At 69.8% G+C, this 21,648-nt stretch carries 21 protein-coding genes and 1 pseudogene; 21 read left to right on the top strand and 1 reads right to left on the bottom strand.

Annotated features, from left to right (window positions below; genetic code table 11):
* The 19 genes from rho to GT030_RS26140 all read left to right on the top strand — a co-directional run.
* On the top strand, positions 1-1,663 hold a 1,663-nt coding region (gene rho, locus GT030_RS26230; RefSeq protein ID WP_161203225.1), incomplete at its 5' end, for a transcription termination factor Rho.
* A 348-nt stretch (positions 1,664-2,011) separates the two neighbouring features.
* Entirely contained in the window at positions 2,012-3,142 is a 1,131-nt protein-coding gene (locus tag GT030_RS26225) for an LCP family protein (RefSeq protein WP_161203224.1), read from the top strand.
* 181 nt (positions 3,143-3,323) lie between these two features.
* On the top strand, positions 3,324-3,542 hold the full coding sequence (gene rpmE, locus GT030_RS26220) for a 50S ribosomal protein L31 (protein ID WP_030815934.1): 219 nt from the start codon (positions 3,324-3,326) through the stop codon (positions 3,540-3,542).
* Between the two features lie 108 nt (positions 3,543-3,650).
* The gene (prfA, locus tag GT030_RS26215) at positions 3,651-4,718 is read left to right on the top strand and encodes a peptide chain release factor 1 (protein WP_161203223.1); all 1,068 of its coding nucleotides are present in this window, start codon (positions 3,651-3,653) and stop codon (positions 4,716-4,718) included.
* 83 nt (positions 4,719-4,801) lie between these two features.
* Complete coding sequence (prmC, locus tag GT030_RS26210) at positions 4,802-5,641, top strand: peptide chain release factor N(5)-glutamine methyltransferase (protein ID WP_161203227.1); 840 nt, start codon at positions 4,802-4,804, stop codon at positions 5,639-5,641.
* Positions 5,642-5,693: 52 nt separating this feature from the next.
* The gene (locus tag GT030_RS26205; protein ID WP_086692404.1) at positions 5,694-6,341 is read left to right on the top strand and encodes an L-threonylcarbamoyladenylate synthase; all 648 of its coding nucleotides are present in this window, start codon (positions 5,694-5,696) and stop codon (positions 6,339-6,341) included.
* 52 nt (positions 6,342-6,393) lie between these two features.
* Entirely contained in the window at positions 6,394-7,053 is a 660-nt protein-coding gene (locus tag GT030_RS26200) for a low molecular weight phosphatase family protein (RefSeq protein ID WP_030815947.1), read from the top strand.
* Between the two features lie 118 nt (positions 7,054-7,171).
* Entirely contained in the window at positions 7,172-8,410 is a 1,239-nt protein-coding gene (gene glyA, locus GT030_RS26195; RefSeq protein WP_161203222.1) for a serine hydroxymethyltransferase, read from the top strand.
* A gap of 151 nt (positions 8,411-8,561) precedes the next feature.
* Complete coding sequence (locus GT030_RS26190) at positions 8,562-9,905, top strand: MraY family glycosyltransferase (protein ID WP_161203226.1); 1,344 nt, start codon at positions 8,562-8,564, stop codon at positions 9,903-9,905.
* 277 nt (positions 9,906-10,182) lie between these two features.
* The gene (locus GT030_RS26185; protein ID WP_161203221.1) at positions 10,183-10,623 is read left to right on the top strand and encodes a hypothetical protein; all 441 of its coding nucleotides are present in this window, start codon (positions 10,183-10,185) and stop codon (positions 10,621-10,623) included.
* 210 nt (positions 10,624-10,833) lie between these two features.
* On the top strand, positions 10,834-11,670 hold the full coding sequence (atpB, locus tag GT030_RS26180) for a F0F1 ATP synthase subunit A (RefSeq protein WP_161203220.1): 837 nt from the start codon (positions 10,834-10,836) through the stop codon (positions 11,668-11,670).
* Positions 11,671-11,746: 76 nt separating this feature from the next.
* Positions 11,747-11,980 (top strand): ATP synthase F0 subunit C, encoded by a 234-nt coding sequence (gene atpE / locus GT030_RS26175; protein ID WP_161203219.1) that lies wholly within the window; start codon positions 11,747-11,749, stop codon positions 11,978-11,980.
* A gap of 35 nt (positions 11,981-12,015) precedes the next feature.
* Positions 12,016-12,561 (top strand): F0F1 ATP synthase subunit B, encoded by a 546-nt coding sequence (locus GT030_RS26170; protein WP_130332345.1) that lies wholly within the window; start codon positions 12,016-12,018, stop codon positions 12,559-12,561.
* A complete protein-coding gene (locus GT030_RS26165; RefSeq protein WP_161203218.1) occupies positions 12,558-13,373 on the top strand; it encodes a F0F1 ATP synthase subunit delta in 816 nt (271 codons plus the stop codon). Before GT030_RS26170 ends, GT030_RS26165 begins: the two co-directional genes overlap by 4 nt.
* A 134-nt stretch (positions 13,374-13,507) precedes the next feature.
* The gene (gene atpA / locus GT030_RS26160) at positions 13,508-15,100 is read left to right on the top strand and encodes a F0F1 ATP synthase subunit alpha (RefSeq protein ID WP_161203217.1); all 1,593 of its coding nucleotides are present in this window, start codon (positions 13,508-13,510) and stop codon (positions 15,098-15,100) included.
* A gap of 21 nt (positions 15,101-15,121) precedes the next feature.
* Positions 15,122-16,039: a F0F1 ATP synthase subunit gamma gene (locus GT030_RS26155; RefSeq protein ID WP_161203216.1), complete on the top strand. Its 918-nt coding sequence runs from the start codon at positions 15,122-15,124 to the stop codon at positions 16,037-16,039.
* Positions 16,040-17,476, top strand: a complete 1,437-nt coding sequence (atpD, locus tag GT030_RS26150; RefSeq protein ID WP_161203215.1) for a F0F1 ATP synthase subunit beta — start codon at positions 16,040-16,042, stop codon at positions 17,474-17,476.
* Positions 17,477-17,587: 111 nt separating this feature from the next.
* Positions 17,588-17,965: a F0F1 ATP synthase subunit epsilon gene (locus tag GT030_RS26145; RefSeq protein WP_030815967.1), complete on the top strand. Its 378-nt coding sequence runs from the start codon at positions 17,588-17,590 to the stop codon at positions 17,963-17,965.
* A gap of 171 nt (positions 17,966-18,136) precedes the next feature.
* Positions 18,137-18,583 (top strand): DUF2550 domain-containing protein, encoded by a 447-nt coding sequence (locus GT030_RS26140; protein ID WP_161203214.1) that lies wholly within the window; start codon positions 18,137-18,139, stop codon positions 18,581-18,583.
* A gap of 90 nt (positions 18,584-18,673) precedes the next feature.
* On the opposite strand, the gene GT030_RS26135 is transcribed toward GT030_RS26140, so the two are convergent.
* Positions 18,674-20,500, bottom strand: a complete 1,827-nt coding sequence (locus GT030_RS26135) for a glycoside hydrolase family 18 chitinase (protein ID WP_161203213.1) — start codon at positions 20,498-20,500, stop codon at positions 18,674-18,676.
* Between the two features lie 193 nt (positions 20,501-20,693).
* On the opposite strand from GT030_RS26135, the gene GT030_RS26130 reads away from it, so the two are divergent.
* Both GT030_RS26130 and GT030_RS26125 read left to right on the top strand, forming a co-directional pair.
* Complete coding sequence (locus GT030_RS26130) at positions 20,694-21,389, top strand: response regulator transcription factor (protein ID WP_161203212.1); 696 nt, start codon at positions 20,694-20,696, stop codon at positions 21,387-21,389.
* Positions 21,386-21,648 (top strand): annotated as a pseudogene (locus GT030_RS26125) (two-component sensor histidine kinase); the annotation flags it as partial. The gene GT030_RS26130 and the pseudogene GT030_RS26125, both read left to right, overlap by 4 nt.

Genomic DNA, 21,648 nt, shown 5'->3' with positions numbered 1-21,648 from the left:
GGCCGCGCAGCCGGCCGCCGACAAGGCCGCCCAGATCGAGATCCCCGGCCAGCCGGCCGGCGGTCCCGCCCGCTCGGGCGAGGCCGAGCGCGAGGACGCGCCGAACGAGCGCCGCCGCCGTCGTGCCACCGCCGACGCGGGCAGCCCGGCCGCCGCCGAGTCCACCGAGACCAAGGGCGAGAAGAGCGAGCCGAAGGGCGACGCCCAGCAGCAGCCGCACGCCGACGGCAAGGCCGACGACGGCGAGGGCCGCGGCCGCCGCGACCGCCGCGACCGCGACCGCGACCGGGGCGGTCGTGACCGTGACCGCCGCGGCAAGGGCGACGACCAGCAGGGCGGCGGTCGTCAGGACCGCCAGCAGGGCCAGCAGCAGGGCGGCCGCCAGGACCGGCAGGACCGCGACCGCCAGCAGCAGGACGACGACGACTTCGAGGGCGGCCGCCGTGGCCGTCGCGGCCGCTACCGCGACCGCCGTGGCCGTCGTGGCCGCGACGAGATCGCCGAGCCGCAGGTCAACGAGGACGACGTCCTGATCCCCGTCGCGGGCATCCTGGACATCCTCGACAACTACGCGTTCATCCGCACCTCCGGCTACCTGCCGGGTCCGAACGACGTGTACGTCTCCCTCGCCCAGGTCCGCAAGAACGGTCTGCGCAAGGGCGACCACATCACCGGCGCGGTCCGCCAGCCGAAGGAGGGCGAGCGCCGCGAGAAGTTCAACGCGCTGGTCCGCCTCGACTCCGTCAACGGCATGGCGCCCGAACACGGCCGCGGGCGGCCGGAGTTCAACAAGCTGACGCCGCTGTACCCGCAGGACCGGCTCCGTCTGGAGTCCGAGTCCAATGTGCTGACGACCCGGATCATCGACCTCGTGTCGCCGATCGGCAAGGGCCAGCGCGGTCTGATCGTGGCCCCGCCGAAGACCGGCAAGACCATGATCATGCAGGCGATCGCCAACGCGATCACGCACAACAACCCCGAGTGCCACCTGATGGTCGTCCTGGTCGACGAGCGTCCGGAAGAGGTCACCGACATGCAGCGGTCGGTGAAGGGCGAGGTCATCTCCTCCACCTTCGACCGCCCGGCCGAGGACCACACCACGGTCGCCGAGCTGGCCATCGAGCGCGCCAAGCGCCTGGTGGAGCTGGGTCACGACGTGGTCGTGCTGCTCGACTCCATCACGCGTCTGGGCCGTGCGTACAACCTCGCCGCCCCGGCGTCGGGCCGCATCCTCTCCGGTGGTGTCGACTCCACGGCGCTCTACCCGCCCAAGCGCTTCTTCGGTGCCGCGCGCAACATCGAGGACGGCGGCTCGCTGACCATCCTCGCCACCGCGCTCGTCGACACCGGGTCCCGCATGGACGAGGTGATCTTCGAGGAGTTCAAGGGCACCGGCAACATGGAGCTCAAGCTCGACCGGAAGCTCGCCGACAAGCGCATCTTCCCGGCGGTGGACGTCGACGCGTCCGGTACCCGCAAGGAGGAGATCCTGCTCGGCAGCGAGGAGCTGGCCATCACCTGGAAGCTGCGTCGCGTGCTGCACGCGCTCGACCAGCAGCAGGCGATCGAGCTGCTGCTCGACAAGATGAAGCAGACCAAGTCGAACATCGAGTTCCTCACCCAGATCCAGAAGACGACGCCGGCTCCCGGCAACGGTGACTGAGCCCCGCTGAGCCACCCGCTTCGGACCTTCGGGCCGCCCCCGCCGCACACGCGACGGGGGCGGCCCCTTTTGCGCGCTGAGCGCTCCCGCGAGACCTTTGCCACAGGTGTGACGTTCGGTACCGACTTGGCTCGGTAGGGCCCCTTACGAGAAAGCGCAGGTGAACGGGGAAACGGTCCGCCGCCCCGAGCACGGAGGGTGACAACTGCCGTACCGGGCGGCGCAGCGCTTTGTGCGAGCCTGTCCCGAGTTTCCCTGTCCGACCAGGTGGAGCGACGATGGAGTGGTGACGACCGCTCCCGACCCTGAACGCAGGGGGTAACCGAACGGACGAGACCTAGGAGCGCAGTGTCCACCGAGAGCACGCCGGAGCCCGGGATACCGGAGACCGGAGACGGCCCCCGCCGCCGGAGCAAGGGGCGCCGCCGCAAGCCCCGCAGCACGGGCCGCAAGGCCCTGCTCGCCATGGCATGGACAGCCGCCGGCGTGGTCGTGCTGGCGGGCGCCGGCGCCGGGTACGTCTACTTCAAGCTGAACGGCAACATCCGCAGCATCGACATCAACCAGGTACTCGGCCGCGACCGGCCCGCGAAGGCCGGCAACGGCTCGCAGAACATCCTGGTCCTCGGTTCCGACACCCGCGACGGCGCCAACCGGAAGATCGGCGGGGGAGCGGCCGACAGCGGCGCCCGCTCCGACACCGCGATGATCGTCCACCTCTACAAGGGCCACAAGAAGGCGTCCGTGGTGTCCATCCCGCGCGACACCCTCATCGACCGGCCCGCCTGCGCCGACACCGAGGGCCACACGTACCCGGCGGCGAAGAACGTCATGTTCAACTCGGCCTACGCCACCGGCGGCGCCCCCTGCGCGGTCAGAACCGTCGAGTCGCTCAGCGGCATCCGCATGGACCACTACCTGGAGGTCGACTTCGCGGGCTTCCAGCGCCTGGTCGACGACCTCGGCGGCGTACGCGTCACCACCACCCGCGCCATCCAGGACCCGGACAGCCACCTGAACCTGGCGGCCGGCACGCACACCCTCGACGGCGCGCAGGCGCTCGGCCTGGTGCGCACCCGGCACGGCGTCGGCGACGGCTCCGACCTCGGCCGCATCCAGCTCCAGCAGGCGTTCGTGAAGGCCCTCATCGCCCAGACCAAGCAGGTCGGCGTGCTGAGCAACCCCAAGAAGCTGTACGACCTCGCCGACACCGCGACCCGGACCGTCACCACCGACTCCGACCTCGGCTCGGTCAACTCCCTCGCGGACTTCGCGGGCGGCCTCAAGGGCATCAGCGCCTCCGGGACGCACATGGTCACCATGCCGGTGCAGTACGACCCGGCCGACCCCAACCGGGTGCTGCTGGAGCGGACCAGGGCCCGGCAGATCTGGACGGCGCTGAAGAACGACCGGCCGGTCCCGGACTCCGCCACCGCGGGCTCGGCCACCGGCGGCGCCAAGGGCGTCGTCACCCCCTGAGCCACCCCTGAGCCACCCCTGAGGCGCCCGGAGCCGCCCAGCGGGCCCGGGGAATAGAACAGCCCCACCCCCGGTTTTGGGGGATGGCGCCAGTCCTGGCAGACTGGTACGTCGGCTCCGGTTCACGCACCCGCATTCCCGCGGTGGCGACCCGGCGCCCTCCCGGAACCTAGGAGACACCTTGAAGCGCGACATCCACCCCGAGTACTTCGAGACCCAGGTGAGCTGCACCTGTGGCGCCTCGTTCACCACCCGGAGCACCATCGACGGCACCATCCGTGCCGAGGTCTGCTCCGAGTGCCACCCGTTCTACACGGGCAAGCAGAAGATCCTCGACACCGGTGGCCGCGTGGCCCGCTTCGAGGCCCGCTTCGGCAAGGCTTCCGGCTCCAAGAAGTAGCGAGCCCCGAACCGCCGGTCCACGGTCGCGCCCCGCGAGGGGCGTGACCACGGACCGGCGTTTTTGGTCGCCCGCCAGCCCTTCACCCGCAGTAACAGGAGCCGAAAGATGTTCGAGGCAGTCGAGGACCTCGTCGCCGAGCACGCCGATCTGGAGCGAAAGCTCGCCGACCCGTCGGTCCACGCCGACCAGGCGAACGCGCGCAAGCTGAACAAGCGCTACGCCGAGCTGTCCCCGATCGTGGCCACCTTCCGCTCCTGGAAGCAGTCCGGGGACGACATCGAGACCGCCCGTGAGCTGGCGGCCGACGACCCCGACTTCGCCGCCGAGGCCAAGGTCCTGGAGAAGCAGCGCGAGGAGCTGACCGACAAGCTCCGCCTGCTCCTGGTCCCGCGCGACCCGAGCGACGACAAGGACGTCATCCTGGAGATCAAGGCCGGCGCCGGCGGCGACGAGTCCGCCCTGTTCGCCGGTGACCTCCTGCGCATGTACCTCCGCTACGCCGAGCGCGTCGGCTGGAAGACCGAGATCATCGACGCCACCGAGTCCGAGCTGGGCGGCTACAAGGACGTCCAGGTCGCGGTGAAGTCCCGCGGCCAGACCGAGCCCGGCCAGGGCGTGTGGGCCCGTCTGAAGTACGAGGGCGGGGTGCACCGCGTGCAGCGCGTGCCCGCCACCGAGTCGCAGGGCCGCATCCACACCTCCGCCGCGGGTGTCCTCGTCACCCCCGAGGCCGAGGAGGTGGACGTCGAGATCAACCCCAGCGACCTGCGGATCGACGTCTACCGGTCCTCCGGCCCCGGCGGCCAGTCGGTCAACACCACCGACTCCGCCGTGCGCATCACCCACCTGCCCACCGGTGTGGTCGCCTCCTGCCAGAACGAGAAGAGCCAGCTCCAGAACAAGGAGCAGGCCCTGCGCATCCTGCGCTCCCGGCTGCTCGCCGCCGCCCAGGAGAAGGCCGAGGCGGAGGCCGCCGACGCCCGCCGCAGCCAGGTCCGCACCGTGGACCGCTCCGAGAAGATCCGCACGTACAACTTCCCGGAGAACCGCATCTCCGACCACCGCGTGGGCTTCAAGGCGTACAACTTGGACCAGGTGCTCGACGGCGAGCTGAGCGCGCTGATCCAGGCGTGCGTCGACGCCGACTCGGCGGCGAAGCTCGCGAACGCCTGAGAACGCCCCGCAGGACCACGCACGAGGACCGGAGGAGAAGCGTGCAGCAAGACTTCGGGGGGCGACCCCCGAGCCCCCGCAGCGTGCTGCTCGCGGAGGTGGCCCAGGCCACCCAGCGGCTGGCCGACGCCGGAGTGCCCTCCCCGCGCACCGACGCCGAGGAGCTGGCCGCCTTCGTGCACGCCGTCAAGCGCGGCGCCCTGCACACCGTGAAGGACTCCGACTTCGACGCCCGGTACTGGGAGGTCATCGCCCGCCGCGAGCAGCGCGAGCCGCTCCAGCACATCACCGGGCGGGCCTACTTCCGCTACCTGGAGCTCCAGGTCGGCCCCGGCGTCTTCGTGCCCCGGCCGGAGACCGAGTCGGTGGTCGGCTGGGCGATAGACGCGGTACGCGCCATGGACGTCGTCGAGCCCAGCATCGTCGACCTGTGCACCGGCTCCGGCGCCATCGCGCTGGCCCTCGCCCAGGAGGTGCCGCGCTCGCGGGTGCACGCCGTCGAGCTGTCCGAGGACGCGCTCAGGTGGACCCGTAAGAACGTCGAGGGCTCCCGTGTCGACCTGCGCCAGGGGGACGCCCTGACCGCCTTCCCGGACCTGGACGGCCAGGTCGACCTGGTCATCTCCAACCCGCCGTACATCCCGCTCACCGAGTGGGAGTACGTCGCCCCCGAGGCCCGCGACTACGACCCCGAGCTGGCCCTGTTCTCCGGCGAGGACGGACTCGACCTGATCCGGGGCATCGAGCGCACCGCGCACCGGCTGCTGCGCCCCGGCGGTGTCGTCGTCATCGAGCACGCCGACACCCAGGGCGGCCAGGTGCCGTGGATCTTCACCGAGGAGCGGGGCTGGGCCGACGCGGCCGACCACCCCGACCTCAACAACCGCCCCCGGTTCGCCACGGCCCGCAAGGCGACGCCGTGACCACCGCGCAGAACCACTTTCAGAGTTACGTGTACGAGGAGGCCCGCTAGACATGGCACGGCGATACGACACCAATGACGCCACCGACCGCGTGACGGGCCTGCGCGAGGCAGCCGCCGCCGTACGCCGGGGTGAACTGGTGGTGCTGCCGACCGACACGGTCTACGGCATCGGCGCCGACGCGTTCTCCTCGGAAGCCGTCGCCGACCTGCTCGCCGCCAAGGGCCGGGGCCGCAACATGCCCACCCCCGTGCTCATCGGCTCCCCGAACACCCTGCACGGCCTGGTCACCGACTTCTCCGAGCTGGCCTGGGAACTCGTCGACGCCTTCTGGCCCGGCGCGCTCACCCTGGTCGCCCGGCACCAGCCGTCCCTCCAGTGGGACCTCGGCGACACCCGCGGCACCGTCGCCGTACGCATGCCGCTGCACCCGGTCGCCATCGAGCTGCTCACCGAGGTCGGCCCGATGGCCGTCTCCTCCGGCAACCTCACCGGCCACCCCGCCCCGGAGACCTGCGACGACGCCCAGCGCATGCTCGGCGACTCCGTCTCCGTCTACCTCGACGGCGGCCCCACGCCGGGTAACGTGCCCTCGTCCATCGTGGACGTCTCCGGCCCCGTCCCGCTGCTGCTGCGCCAGGGCGCCATCTCCCCGGAGGAGCTGCGCAAGGTCGTACCCGACCTCGAGGTGGCGAATTGACGGCCCCCCAGCGGTACGTCCCGCCCGAGCGCTCCGGGCAGGGGGTCACCCCATGCGCGGCATAGGCGGCGCGGACCGCCCGGCGGAGCAGACCACGACCTTCGGGTTCCCGCGCGACACCTTCCGCATCCTCCACGTCAGCACCGGCAACGTCTGCCGCTCGCCCATCACCGAGCGGCTGACCCGGCATTTCGTGGCGGAACGGCTCGGGGTGCTCGGCGGCGGCCTGATCGTGGAGAGCGCCGGCACCTGGGGTCACGAGGGCGCCCGGATGGAGGAGAACGCGGAGACCGTGCTCTCCGAGTTCGGCGCGGACGCGGCCGGGTTCACCGGCCGGGAGCTGCTGGACGAGCACGTCATCATGGCCGACCTGGTGCTGACCGCCACCCGGGACCACCGCGCCCAGGTCATCTCCATGGGCCACTCGGCGGGCCTGCGCACCTTCACGCTGAAGGAGTTCACCCGCCTGGTCCGCGCGATAGACCCGGCCACCCTGCCGCCCCTGGAGGACGGCGTGGTGCTGCGCGCCCGCGCCCTGGTCCGCGCGGCCGCCGCGCTGCGCGGCTGGCTGCTCGCCCCCACCGCCGAGGCGGACGAGGTGTACGACCCCTACGGGGCCCCGCTGCCCTTCTTCCGCTCCATCGGCGACGAGATACGCGACGCCCTCGACCCGGTCGTCACCGCGCTGACGGGCGTGCCCGCCCGCATGTGACGCGCGCCGGGCTCCGGCGCCGGGACGGGTCCGGCGGCCGAGCGGCCGCCCCCGGCACGGCCTACATTGGAGACCCGGGGTCCCGCCCCACGTCACCGTCGACCGCCCGGAGCCCGTCATGTCGGTCACACCCGTGCTGGAAGCGGACGTACTGTGCCGGCAGGACCCGGAGCTGGCCGAGATCCTGCGCGGGGAGCTGGACCGGCAGTCGACGACCCTCCAGCTCACCGCGGCCGAGAACTTCGCCTCGCCCGCCGTGCTCGCCACCCTCGGCTCCCCGCTGGCCAACAAGTACGCCGAGGGCTACCCCGGCTCCCGGTACCACGGGGGCTGCGCGCTGGCCGACACCGCCGAACGCATCGCCGTGGAGCGCGCCAGGGACCTCTTCGGCGCCGAGCACGCCAACGTGCAGCCCCACACCGGCTCCTCGGCCATGCTGGCCGCCTACGCGGCCGTGCTGCGCCCCGGTGACACCGTCCTCGCCCTCAGCCTGGACGACGGCGGCCATCTCACCCACGGCTCGCCCGCGAACTTCTCCGGCCGCTGGTTCGATTTCGTCGGCTACGGCCTGGACCCGGAGACCGGGCTGGTCGACCACGACGAGGTGCGCCGGCTGGCCCGCGAACACCGGCCCAAGGCTGTTGTGTGCGGCTCGATCGCCTACCCCCGACACTTCGACCACGCCTTCTTCCGCGACGTCGCCGACGAGGTCGGGGCGTATCTCATCGTCACCCTCGCGCACTCCGCCGGACTGGTCGCCGGGGGAGCGGCGCCGAACCCGGTGCCGTACGCGGACCTGGTGTGCGCCACCACGCACAAGACGCTGCGAGGGCCGCGCGGGGGGCTGATCCTGTGCGGGGCCGGGCTGGCCCGGCGCGTCGACCGGGCGGTGTTCCCCTTCACCCAGGGCGGCGCCCAGATGAACAGCGTCGCCGCCAAGGCCGTCGCGTTCGGTGAGGCGGCCACCCCCGCGTTCGCGGCCTACGCCCACCAGACCGTCGCCAACGCGCACGCGCTCGCCGGGCACCTGGCCGACGCCGGGTTCACAGTCGCCACCGGCGGCACCGACACGGCCCTCATCGTGGCCGACCCCGCCCCGCTCGGCATGGACGGCCGCACCGCGCGCGGGCGGCTCGCGGCCGCCGGGCTGGTGCTGGACTGCTGTGCGCTTGCGCACACCGGCGGCCGGGCGCTGCGGCTCGGCACCGCCGCCGTCACCACCCAGGGGATGGGGGAGCCGGCCATGGCCCGGATCGCCGCGCTACTGGTCGGCGTGGTGAGCGGCGCCCTCGACCCGGCCGCCGCACGGGCCGAGGTGCGCGAGCTGACCGCGGACTTCCCGCCGTACCCGGAGTGAGAACCGGGGTGAGAAGGGGAGGCAGAAGGGGTGGCATACGGGTACGGAACGCCCCGACGGAACCATCCCCGTCCCCCGCCGGTCCTTAACCGTACGTGTCCCTCGCTAGGGTGTGGGGCTGTGATGGCCAGCGAGATCTGTGGGGATGCCCGTGCGTGAATACCTGCTGACGCTTCTCATCACGGCCGCGGTGACCTACCTGCTGACTGGGCCGGTTCGGAAATTCGCGATCGTGGCGGGAGCGATGCCGGAGATCCGGGCACGGGACGTGCACCGGGAGCCCACTCCGCGGCTCGGCGGTATCGCCATGTTCTTCGGACTGTGCGCGGGGCTGCTCGTCGCGGACCACCTGGAGAACCTCAACGAGGTCTTCGCCAAGTCCAACGAGCCCCGCGCCCTGCTGTCCGGGGCCGCGCTGATCTGGCTGATCGGCGTGCTGGACGACAAGTTCGAGATCGACGCCCTGATCAAGCTGGGCGGCCAGATGATCGCCGCCGGTGTGATGGTGGTGCAGGGTCTGACGATCCTGTGGCTGCCGGTGCCCGGTGTGGGCCTGGTCGCCGTCACCCAGTGGCAGGGAACCCTGCTGACCGTCGCCCTGGTCGTCATCACCATCAACGCGGTCAACTTCGTCGACGGCCTCGACGGTCTCGCGGCCGGCATGGTCTGCATCGCCACCGCCGCGTTCTTCATGTACGCCTACCGCATCTGGTACGGCTACGGCATCGAGGCGGCCGCCCCGGCGACGCTGTTCGCGGCGATCCTGATGGGCATGTGTCTGGGCTTCCTGCCGCACAACATGCATCCGGCGCGCATCTTCATGGGCGACTCCGGCTCGATGCTGATCGGCCTGGTGCTGGCCGGCAGCGCCATCTCCGTCACCGGCCAGATCGACCCGGACCGGCTGAACCTGTTCTCCGGTTCCGAGCGCAGCACCGTGCACCAGATGGTGCCCGCGTACATCCCGCTGCTGCTGCCGCTGTCGATCATCGCGATCCCGGCCGCCGACCTCGTGCTGGCCATCGTGCGCCGCACCTGGCGCGGCCAGTCGCCCTTCGCGGCCGACCGAGGGCACCTGCACCACCGGCTGCTGGAGATCGGGCACTCGCACAGCCGGGCGGTGCTCATCATGTACTTCTGGTCGGCCCTCATCGGCTTCGGCGTGCTCGCCTACTCGGTCAACTCGGCCTCGATGTGGATCGTCCTCGGCGTCGTCTTCCTGAGCGCCATCGGCCTGGTCATGCTCCTCCTCCCCCGCTTCACCCCCCACGCGCCGCGCTGGGCCCAGCACTTCGTCCCCCCGCGCTACCGCCGCTATCCGGAACCGGCGGAAGACGGTGAGGGGGCGGGGACCGAGCCCGGCGAAACGTCCACCGCGGCCCTCACCGACGCCACCACCGCGCCGACCGCGGTGGCCGCGGTACCGGGCGTCAACGGAGCGACCGCGATCGGAGCGCGTACGCGTTCCGGCAAAGGCCGCAAGGTAAGAATCTGACTAGAGCATTGCCAAGTCGTGGGGGAGCAAAGCCCCCTAATACCAGACAAGCTCACCCGGTTCTTGCACCTGGGCGCGTCGTCACTCTCATGTGTGACAATCGATACGCCTCCAGGTAAAGACCTCATCAAATAGTTTGTGATACGGTTCACGAGAACCCAGGACAGAGCCGGAGACCGTGAAACCACGGTCCGACGGCATGAGAGTTGCCGTACTCGGTCCGGGACTACGCTCGTCCATGACGACACCTGCCCCCTGTGAAAGCGGAGTTGCCGCCATGCCGTCCAATGACGTCCGGATTCTTGCCCAGGCCGCGGTGCCCACGGCTGCCGTCGGTGCGATCGCCGCCGTTGTCAGCGGTGTTGTCGCCGGCGGCAAGGGTGCGATCGGGGCCGTCGTGGGCACACTGATCGTCATCCTCTTCATGGGGATCGGTCTTTACGTCCTGCAGCGCACCGCCAGGTCGTTCCCGCAGCTGTTCCAGATGATGGGTCTGTTGCTCTACGCGGCCCAACTCCTGCTGCTGGTCGTCTTCGTGGGTCTGTTCAAGAACACCACCCTGTTCAACCCCCGTGCCTTCGCCGTCGTTCTGGTGGTGGCCACCCTCACGTGGATCGCCGCCCAGGCGCGCGCCCACATGAAGGCCAAGATCCTCTATGTCGATCCCGATGCTCCGTCGAAGGAAGACAAGTCCCAGAAGACGGACCGCTCGTCATGAGGGGTAGGGCCGGGATAAAGGCGCGGGAGAGATCCTGCTATCGTCCGGTGCCAACTGCGGCATCGCGGGCGCGGGCATTCGAGCTGACGCCTGTTCCACTGCGAGGCTAGATGCCCCCCAGCCGCCCCCACATCCGTAACACCAGTCCCGTGCCGAACCGCGGCCGTACGCCGCGCCGACACAACGAGGTTGCCGTACCTATGCGCCACGATGAAGGAGCCCGCGGTGAGTGCTGACCCGACGCAGACGCTCGCTTTCGACACGAGCTGTCACCTGTTCTCCGGGTGCGGCTTCCCGGCTCCGGGCCTGCACTCGTTCCTGTTCAAGCCGCTCTGGGGCGACGCGGACAGCAACCTGTACTTCAACAAGCCGATGCTGCTGGCGCTGCTCGGGTCGATCATCGTCGTGGTCTTCTTCTGGGCCGCCTTCGCCCGCCCGAAGGTCGTCCCGGGCAAGCTCCAGATGATCGCCGAGTCCGGCTACGACTTCATCCGCCGCGGCGTCGTCTACGAGACGATCGGAAAGAAGGAGGGCGAGAAGTACGTACCTCTCGTCGTCTCGCTCTTCTTCTTCATCTGGATGATGAACCTCTGGTCGATCATCCCGGTCGCCCAGTTCCCGGTGACTTCGATCATCGCGTACCCGATCGTCCTGGCCGCCATCGTCTACGTCCTGTGGGTCGGCCTGACCTTCAAGCGGCACGGATTCGTCGGCGCGTTCAAGAACTTCACCGGCTACGACAAGTCGCTCGGCCCGGTGCTGCCGCTGGCCATGCTCATCGAGCTGTTCTCGAACCTGCTGGTGCGGCCGTTCACCCACGCCGTCCGGCTTTTCGCGAACATGTTCGCCGGCCACACGCTGCTGCTGCTCTTCACGGTCGCGAGTTGGTACATGCTCAACGGCATCGGTATCGCCTACGCCGGCGTGTCCTTCATCATGACCATCGTGATGACGGCGTTCGAGCTCTTCATCCAGGCTCTGCAGGCGTACGTCTTCGTACTGCTGACCTGCAGCTTCATCCAGGGCGCGCTGGCCGAGCACCACTGAGCCCGCGCTCGTCCCGCTCCCCCTACTCGTCCGGTGGCCAACCCCCACCGGTCCGTACAGAAAAGGAAGAACTGGCATGTCCCAGACCCTTGCTGCTGCTGTTTCCGGCTCCCTCGGCTCCATCGGTTACGGTCTCGCTGCCATCGGCCCCGGCGTCGGCGTCGGCATCATCTTCGGTAACGGCACGCAGGCGCTCGCCCGCCAGCCCGAGGCTGCCGGCCTGATCCGCGCCAACCAGATCCTCGGTTTCGCCTTCTGTGAGGCGCTCGCCCTGATCGGTCTGGTTATGCCGTTCGTCTACGGCGCCTGACTCGACCGCCATACCCATAGACGAAAGGCACTGATATGAGCCCCCTGGTTCAGCTTGCGGCTGAGGAGGCCGAGAACCCCCTCATCCCGCCGATCCCAGAGCTCGTCATCGGCCTGATCGCCTTTGTCATCGTCTTCGGCTTCCTCGCCTGGAAGCTCCTCCCGAACATCAACAAGGTTCTGGAGGAGCGCCGCGAAGCGATCGAGGGCGGGATCGAGAAGGCCGAGGCCGCGCAGACCGAGGCTCAGAGCGTCCTCGAGCAGTACAAGGCCCAGCTCGCCGAGGCCCGTCACGAGGCCGCCCGGCTGCGCCAGGAGGCTCAGGAGCAGGGTGCGACGCTCATCGCGGAGATGCGGGCCGAGGGCCAGCGTCAGCGCGAGGAGATCGTGGCCGCCGGTCACGCCCAGATCGCGGCCGACCGCAAGGCCGCTTCGGCCTCGCTCCGCCAGGACGTCGGCAAGCTCGCCACCGAACTGGCCGGCAAGCTCGTCGGTGAGTCCCTCGAGGACCACGCCCGGCAGAGCCGTGTGATCGACCGCTTCCTCGACGAGCTCGACGAGAAGGCCGAGGCCACGCGATGAACGGAGCGAGCCGCGAGGCCCTGGCAGCCGCACGGGAGCGTCTCGACGCGCTGACGGACTCCACCCCCGTGGATGCCGCGCAGCTCGCCGACGAGCTGGCGGCCGTCACCGCGCTGCTCGACCGCGAGGCCGGCCTGCGCCGGGTCCTCACCGACCCGGCGCAGCCCGCCGAGGCCAAGGCCGAGCTGGTGCAGCGCCTGATCGGCGGCCAGGTGAGCGGTCCGACCGCCGACCTGGTGGCCGGCCTCGCCCGGTCCCGCTGGTCGCAGACCCGCGACCTGGTGGACGCGCTGGAGGAGCTGGCGGACATCGCCGACCTCACCGCCGCGGAGAAGTCGGGCACGCTGGACGACGTCGAGGACGAGCTGTTCCGGTTCGGCCGCATCGTCGCCTCCGACCCGGCCCTGCGGGCCGCGCTGACCGACCGGTCGGCGTCCACCGCGGCCAAGGCCGAGCTGGTGCACCGGCTGCTGAGCGGACGGGCCAAGCCCGCCACCGAGCGTCTGGTCACCCGGCTGGTCACCGCGCCGCGTGGACGTAGCCTGGAAGCGGGACTCGAGTCCCTGTCCAAGCTGGCCGCGGAGCGCCGGGACCGGCTGGTGGCGACCGTCACCTCGGCGGTCCCGCTGAGCGAGGCCCAGAAGCGTCGCCTGGGTGACGCCCTGGCCAAGCTCTACGGCCGCCGGATGCACCTCAACCTGGACGTGGACCCCGAGGTCATCGGCGGTGTCCGGGTGCAGGTCGGTGACGAGGTCATCAACGGCTCCCTGGCGGACCGGCTGGACGACGCCGCCCGCCGCATGGCGAGCTAGAACTCAACACGTAGTACGTAATTACGGCCCTGGTTGGGCCGTGCAGAGGATTCACCTCGTTCAGGGGGGAGTCCGGAGTCAGACATCCCCCCAAAGTGAAACTTCGGGCCCAACAAGGAGAGCAGGGAACCCAGATGGCGGAGCTCACGATCCGGCCGGAGGAGATCCGGGACGCACTGGAGAACTTCGTCCAGTCGTACAAGCCGGACGCGGCCTCGCGCGAGGAGGTCGGTACGGTCACCGTCGCCGGCGACGGTGTCGCGAAGGTCGAGGGTCTTCCCTCGGCCATGGCCAACGAGCTGCTGAAGTTCGAGGACGGCACCCTCGGCCTCGCCCTCAACCTCGAGGAGCGCGAGATCGGTGCCATCGTTCTCGGCGAGTTCAGCGGCATCGAGGAGGGCCAGCCGGTGCACCGCACCGGAGAGGTCCTCTCGGTCGCCGTCGGCGACGGCTACCTCGGCCGTGTCGTCGACCCGCTGGGCCAGCCGATCGACGGCCTCGGCGAGGTCGAGACCGACGGCCGTCGCGCCCTCGAACTGCAGGCCCCCACGGTCATGCAGCGCCAGTCGGTGCACGAGCCGATGGAGACGGGCTACATGGCGGTCGACGCCATGACCCCGGTCGGCCGCGGCCAGCGCCAGCTCATCATCGGTGACCGCCAGACCGGCAAGACCGCCCTGGCCGTCGACACGATCATCAACCAGCGCGACAACTGGCGCACCGGCGACCCGAACAAGCAGGTCCGCTGCATCTACGTCGCCATCGGCCAGAAGGGCTCCACCATCGCCGGCGTACGCCGCGCGCTGGAGGAGAACGGCGCGCTGGAGTACACGACCATCGTCGCCGCCCCGGCGTCCGACCCGGCCGGCTTCAAGTACCTGGCGCCGTACACCGGTTCCGCCATCGGTCAGCACTGGATGTACCAGGGCAAGCACGTCCTGATCGTCTTCGACGACCTGTCGAAGCAGGCCGACGCCTACCGCGCCGTGTCCCTGCTGCTGCGCCGTCCGCCGGGCCGTGAGGCCTACCCCGGTGACGTCTTCTACCTGCACTCCCGTCTGCTGGAGCGCTGCGCGAAGCTCTCCGACGACCTGGGCGCCGGCTCGATGACGGGTCTGCCGATCGTCGAGACGAAGGCCAACGACGTCTCGGCGTTCATCCCGACCAACGTCATCTCCATCACCGACGGCCAGTGCTTCCTGGAGTCGGACCTCTTCAACGCCGGTCAGCGTCCCGCGCTGAACGTCGGTATCTCCGTCTCCCGAGTCGGTGGTTCCGCCCAGCACAAGGCGATGAAGCAGGTCTCCGGCCGCCTGCGCGTGGACCTCGCCCAGTTCCGTGAGCTGGAGGCGTTCGCCGCCTTCGGTTCCGACCTGGACCAGGCGTCCAAGAACCAGCTCGAGCGCGGTCAGCGCATGACCGAGCTGCTGAAGCAGGACCAGTACCAGCCGATGTCCACCGAGGACCAGGTCGTCTCGATCTGGGCCGGTGGTACGGGCCGCATGGACGACGTGCCGGTCGAGGACGTCCGCCGCTTCGACAAGGAGCTGCTGGAGTTCCTGCACCGCAAGCACCAGGGCCTGATGACCTCCATCCGGGAGGGCGGCAAGATGTCGGACGACACCCTGCAGGCCATCGGTGACGCGATCGCGGAGTTCAAGAAGCAGTTCGAGACCTCGGACGGCAAGCTCCTCGGCGACGACACCCCGGCCTCTCCCGCCAAGTGACGTAAGGAAGGGACCTGACTCATGGGAGCCCAGCTCCGGGTCTACAAGCGTCGCATCCGATCCGTCACCGCGACCAAGAAGATCACCAAGGCGATGGAGATGATCGCCGCCTCGCGTGTCGTCAAGGCGCAGCGCAAGGTGGCGGCCTCCAAGCCGTACGCGGACGAGCTGACCCGCGCGGTCAAGTCGGTGGCCACCGGCTCGAACACCAAGCACCCGCTCACCACGGAGGCCGAGAACCCGACCCGTGCCGCGGTCCTGCTCCTCACGAGCGACCGCGGTCTGGCCGGCGCCTTCAACTCCAACGCCATCAAGGCGGTCGAGCAGCTCACCGAGCGCCTCGAGCGCGAGGGCAAGCAGGTGGAGACGTTCATCGTCGGCCGCCGGGGTGTCGCGCACTACAACTTCCGTGAGCGCAAGATCGCGGAGGCGTGGACGGGCTTCACCGACGAGCCCACGTACGGGGACGCCAAGAAGGTCGCGGCGCCCCTCATCGAGGCCATCGAGACGCCCGAAGCGGACGGCGGCGCGGACGAGCTGTACATCGTCTTCACCGAGTTCGTCTCGATGATGACGCAGACGGCGGTCGCCGAGCGGCTGCTCCCGCTGCGCCTCGACGAGGTCACGGAGGAGAAGACCGGCGACGGTGAGATCCTCCCGCTGTACGACTTCGAGCCCTCGGCGGAGGACGTCCTGGACGCCCTGCTGCCGCGGTACGTCGAGAGCCGGATCTACAACGCGCTGCTCCAGTCGGCCGCTTCGAAGCACGCCGCCACGCGGCGCGCGATGAAGTCGGCCACCGACAACGCGGGTGAGCTGATCAACACGCTCTCCCGTCTTGCCAACGCGGCCCGCCAGGCCGAAATCACCCAGGAAATCAGCGAGATCGTCGGTGGCGCCAGCGCCCTGGCCGACGCGACCGCGGGGAGTGACCGATAAATGACCACCACTGTTGAGACCGCGGCGGCCACGGGTCGCGTCGCCCGCGTCATCGGCCCGGTCGTCGACGTGGAGTTCCCCGTCGACGCGATGCCGGACATCTACAACGCCCTGACCGTCGAGGTCGCCGACCCGGCGCGCGACGGCGAGAAGAAGACGCTGACCCTCGAGGTCGCCCAGCACCTGGGTGACGGCGTGGTCCGCACCATCTCCATGCAGCCCACCGACGGTCTGGTCCGCCAGTCCGTCGTGACGGACAGCGGCGCCGCCATCTCCGTCCCGGTCGGCGACTTCACCAAGGGCAAGGTGTTCAACACCCTCGGTGAGGTGCTGAACGTCGACGAGAAGCACACCGGCGAGCGCTGGCCCATCCACCGCAAGGCCCCGAACTTCGACGAGCTCGAGTCGAAGACCGAGATGTTCGAGACGGGCGTCAAGGTCATCGACCTGCTCACCCCGTACGTCAAGGGCGGCAAGATCGGCCTGTTCGGCGGTGCCGGTGTCGGCAAGACGGTGCTCATCCAGGAGATGATCTACCGCGTCGCCAATAACCACGACGGTGTCTCCGTGTTCGCCGGTGTCGGTGAGCGCACGCGTGAGGGCAACGACCTCATCGCGGAGATGACCGAGTCGGGCGTCATCGACAAGACCGCGCTGGTCTTCGGTCAGATGGACGAGCCGCCGGGCACCCGTCTGCGCGTCGCGCTGGCCGGCCTCACCATGGCCGAGTACTTCCGTGACGTCCAGAAGCAGGACGTGCTGTTCTTCATCGACAACATCTTCCGCTTCACGCAGGCCGGTTCCGAGGTTTCCACGCTGCTCGGCCGCATGCCGTCCGCCGTGGGTTACCAGCCGACCCTGGCCGACGAGATGGGCCTCCTCCAGGAGCGCATCACCTCGACGCGCGGTCACTCGATCACCTCGATGCAGGCGATCTACGTCCCCGCGGACGACCTGACCGACCCGGCCCCGGCCACCACGTTCGCCCACCTCGACGCGACGACGGTGCTCTCCCGTCCGATCTCGGAGAAGGGCATCTACCCGGCCGTGGACCCGCTGGACTCCACGTCCCGCATCCTGGACCCGCGGTACATCGCGCAGGAGCACTACGACTGCGCCATGCGCGTCAAGAACATCCTGCAGAAGTACAAGGACCTCCAGGACATCATCGCGATCCTCGGTATCGACGAGCTGGGCGAGGAGGACAAGCTCGTCGTCCACCGTGCCCGTCGTGTGGAGCGCTTCCTGTCCCAGAACACCCACGTCGCCAAGCAGTTCACCGGCGTGGACGGTTCGGACGTTCCGGTGGACGAGACCATCGCCGCGTTCAACGCGATCTGCGACGGTGAGTACGACCACTTCCCGGAGCAGGCGTTCTTCATGTGCGGTGGCATCGAGGACCTCAAGAAGAACGCGAAGGAGCTGGGCGTCTCCTGACACCCGCGCTCCTGGCCGGGGGGCGGGCACGTCCCGCCCCCTCGGCCACGCCCCCTAGAATTGACCCCGACACCCGGCACATCCGCCGGGTGGTGATCCGAGGAGCCAACCTTGGCTGCTGAGCTGCACGTCGAGCTGGTCGCCGCCGACCGCCAGGTCTGGTCCGGCGAGGCCACCCTGGTCGTCGCGCGCACCACGTCCGGCGACATCGGCGTCATGCCCGGTCACCAGCCGCTGCTCGGTGTGCTGGAGTCGGGCCCGGTGACCATCCGCACCAGTGACGGCGGGACCGTCGTCGCCGCGGTGCACGGCGGTTTCATCTCGTTCGCGGACGACAAGCTGTCGCTGCTGGCCGAGATCGCCGAGCTGGCGGAGGAGATCGACGTCCAGCGCGTCGAGCGCGAGCTGGAGCGAGCGAAGGCGGAGGACGACGAGGACGCCCAGCGTCGCGCCGACGTCCGTCTGCGGGCGGCGACCTCCGCGCGCTGATCATCGCGCCGTGTGACCATCATTCAGCCGCGGCCGGCCCGGAACATTCCGGTGCCGGTCGCGGCTGAGGTGAATCCGGGTGTTTTTCCGGTTCCATTACCTGGCTCTGCGGTTTCATTACCCTGAGCCGAAAGCAGTTCCACTACCTGGGAGACGAGGAGGTCGGTGCCGATGGTCCTCGCTCTGACTGTGTGCGGAATCGTGGTCGCGCTCGTGGTGGTGGGTCTGTTCCTGTTCGGCCTGCGCCGCAGGCTCATCCAGCGCTCGGGCGGCACCTTCGACTGTTCGCTGCGCTGGGACGTGGCGGAGCAGTCCGATGTGAACGGCAAGGGCTGGAGCTACGGCGTGGCCCGCTACAACGGGGACCGCATCGAGTGGTTCCGGGTGTTCTCCTACGCCCTGCGCCCGCGCCGGGTGCTGGAGCGCTCGCGGATCGAGGTGGCCGGACGCCGGCTGCCCGAGGGCGAGGAGGAGCTGGCGCTGCTGTCCGACGCGGTGATCCTCGCCTGTGTCCACGAGGGCACCCATCTCGAACTCGCCATGAGCGAAGACGCGCTGACCGGATTTCTCGCGTGGCTGGAAGCAGCCCCACCGGGTCAGCGAGTGAATGTGGCGTAGCCACATTCACTCGCTGGGTGGGGGTGCCCCCCCCGGACGAAGTCCGGGGGAGCGTCAACGTCGCTCAGGGGCTGGGCCTCCCGAACTCATCTACGACAGGCCGTTGCTGAGGGCCGTCACGAGTTCACCGTTGCTGGTGTCCCCGGTGAAGTCCCAGAAGAACGCCCCGCCCAGGCCCTGGCTCTTGGCCCAGCTCATCTTGCCGGCGATGGTCGACGGGGTGTCGTACGACCACCAGTTGCTGCCGCAGTGGGCGTACGCGGTGCCCGCGATCGTGCCGGTGACCGGGCAGGAGCCCTTGAGCACCTTGTAGTCCTCGATGCCCGCCTCGTAGGTGCCCGGTGCGGCTCCGGTGGCGGTGCCGCCGGGGGCGTCCTGGGTGACACCGGTCCAGCCGCGGCCGTAGAAGCCGATGCCGATGAGCAGCTTGTTCGCCGGGACGCCGACCGCCTTGTACTTGGCCATCGCGTCGGCGGTGGTGAAGCCCGCCTTCGGGATGCCGCTGTACGAGGTGAGCGGGGAGTGCGGAGCCGTCGGACCCTTGGCGTCGAAGGCGCCGAAGAAGTCGTACGTCATCACGTTGTACCAGTTGAGGTACTGCGACGCGCCCGCGTAGTCGGCGGCCTCGATCTTGCCGCCGCTGGAGCCGTCCGCGGTGACCGCGGCGGTGACCAGGTAGTTGGCGCCGAACTTGGAGCGCAGCGCGGAGACCACGTTCTTGAAGGCCGCGGAGCCGCTGGTGTCGCAGGACAGACCGCAGGCGTTGGGGTACTCCCAGTCGATGTCGATGCCGTCGAAGACATCGGCCCAGCGGGGGTCCTCCACCAGGTCGTAGCAGGACTGGGCGAACGCGGCCGGGTTCTTGGCCGCCTCGCCGAAGCCGCCGGACCAGGTCCAGCCGCCGAAGGACCACAGCACCTTGATGTTCGGGTACTTGGCCTTGAGCTGGCGGAGCTGGTTGAAGTTGCCGCGCAGCGGCTGGTCCCAGGTGTCGGCGGCGCCGCTGACCGACTGGTCGGCGGTGAACGCCTTGTCGTAGTCGGCGTAGGAGTCGCCGATCGCGCACTTGCCGCCGGTGACGTTGCCGAAGGCGTAGTTGATGTGCGTGATCTTGGAGGCGGAGCCGGACGTCACGATGTTCTTGACGTTGTAGTTCCGGCCGTAGATGCCCCACTCGGTGAAGTAGCCGAGCTTGACCTTGTCACCGGTGGCGGGCGGCGGGTTGGTGCCGCCGCCGGTGGTGCGCACGGCCGTGGCGGCGCTCGCCGGACCGGTCTGGTCGGCGGTGTCGCGGGCGCGCACGCTGTAGGAGTAGTCGGTGCCGGCGGTGAGACCGGTGTCCGTGTACGAGGTGGTGGTGACGGTGGCGACCTTGGCGCCGTCGCGCAGGACGTCGTAGTTCTTGACGCCCTTGTCGTCGGTGGCGGCCGACCAGCTCAGCTTGACCGAGGTGTCGGTCACGGCGGAGGCGGTGGGCTGGCCGGGGGCGGAGGGCGCCGCGTCGCCGGGCACCGTGGTGCCGTCACAACTGTCGCCGTTCAGCTTGCAGTTGCTCGGTGAACCGGAGCCCGCGCCGTTGAAGGCGAAGGAGATGGAGGAGCCGGGGGCGACCGAGCCGTTGTACGACTTGTTCTTCGCCGTCCAGTGGGTGCCGGAGGAGGTGACGTCGGCGTCCCACGCGGAGGTGACGGACGTGCCCGAGGGGAAGTCCCACTCGATCGTCCAGGAGCTGATGGCGGTGGTGCCGGTGTTCTTGACGGTCCACTTGCCTTCGAAACCGCTGCCCCAGTCCTGGGACTTCACATAGCTCGCGGTGACGTTGGTGGCCGCCTCGGCGGGGGCGGCCAGGCCGACGAGGCCGGCCAGGGGGAGCAGCAGGGTCACGGCACCCGCCGCGACTCTGTGTCTGAAGCGCATGTGCGCCTCCCTCGATGTCGGGGGGAACTTCCAGAGGCATGGGGGCATGACTGAGCCTTCACGCCCATGCTGCCGCGAGAATAGGAAAGGTCTGGACCAGCGGTCAATAGGTCTGGACCATTTGTTCCGCAATTCGACTTAACCTCAACTCCTCTGCTGCCGTAGGGGTTTGACGGCCCTGCGAGGAGGAAGCGTGAGTGACTCGGCAAGCCCCGGAACCGTCCTGGTGGTGGACGACGACGCGGCGATCCGCCGCTCCCTGGAGCGCGGCCTGAGGCTGAACGGCTTCACCGTGCGCACCGCGGCCGACGACGCCGAGGCGCTTGCCGCCGTCGGCCAGGAGCCGCCGGACGTGCTGGTGCTGGACGTGTCGATGCCCGGCCTCACCGGCATCCAGGTGTGCGCCCGGCTCCGTGACGAGGGCCGCGAACTGCCCGTACTGATGCTGTCCGCGCTGGACGAGACCGCCGACCGGATCGCCGGACTCCAGGCGGGCGGCGACGACTACCTCGTCAAGCCCTTCGCCCTCCAGGAACTCGTGCTCCGGCTGCGCGCCCTGCTGCGCCGCCGCCCTCCCGCCGGCCGGGAGGTGCTGCGCGAGGCCGGCGTCGAGATCGACCCCGGCGCCCGGACCGCCCTGCGCGACGGGCGCGTACTGGACCTGACCCGGCGGGAGTTCCAGCTCCTGGAGGTGCTGATGCGTAACGCCGGGCTCGTCCTCACCCGCGACCAGCTCCTCGAACGCGTCTGGGGCTACGACTTCGAGGTGCGCACCGACGCCGTCGACACCTTCGTCAGCTATCTGCGCCGCAAGCTCGAGGCCGACGGCGCCCCGAGGCTGGTGCACACCGTGCGCGGGGTCGGCTTCGTGTTCCGGGAGGCGCGGTGAGGCTCTCCGCCCGCGTCGGCCTCGCCGTCGGGTGCACCGTCCCGCTGCTGGTGCTGGCCTCCGGCTGGCTGCTGACCCACCTGGTCGCCCGCGACCTGCACCGGGCCGGCGACCAGCACCTGCGCCAACGTGCCGCCGCCGTCGCCCCGGACGCCCGCGCCCTGCTGCGCGCCTCGGCGGGCCACCGCCCCCGCGTCGCCGACCAGCGGGAGCGGCAGCTCTTCAGCGCCGCCCTCGATGTCGGCGTACGCGTCCAGGG

Origin of the sequence: Streptomyces sp. SID1328 (assembly GCF_009865595.1) — a bacterium.
Classification (GTDB): domain Bacteria; phylum Actinomycetota; class Actinomycetes; order Streptomycetales; family Streptomycetaceae; genus Streptomyces; species Streptomyces griseoluteus.
The sequence above is the reverse complement of the archived record's forward strand: the minus strand, read 5'-3'. Positions and strand labels throughout refer to the sequence as shown.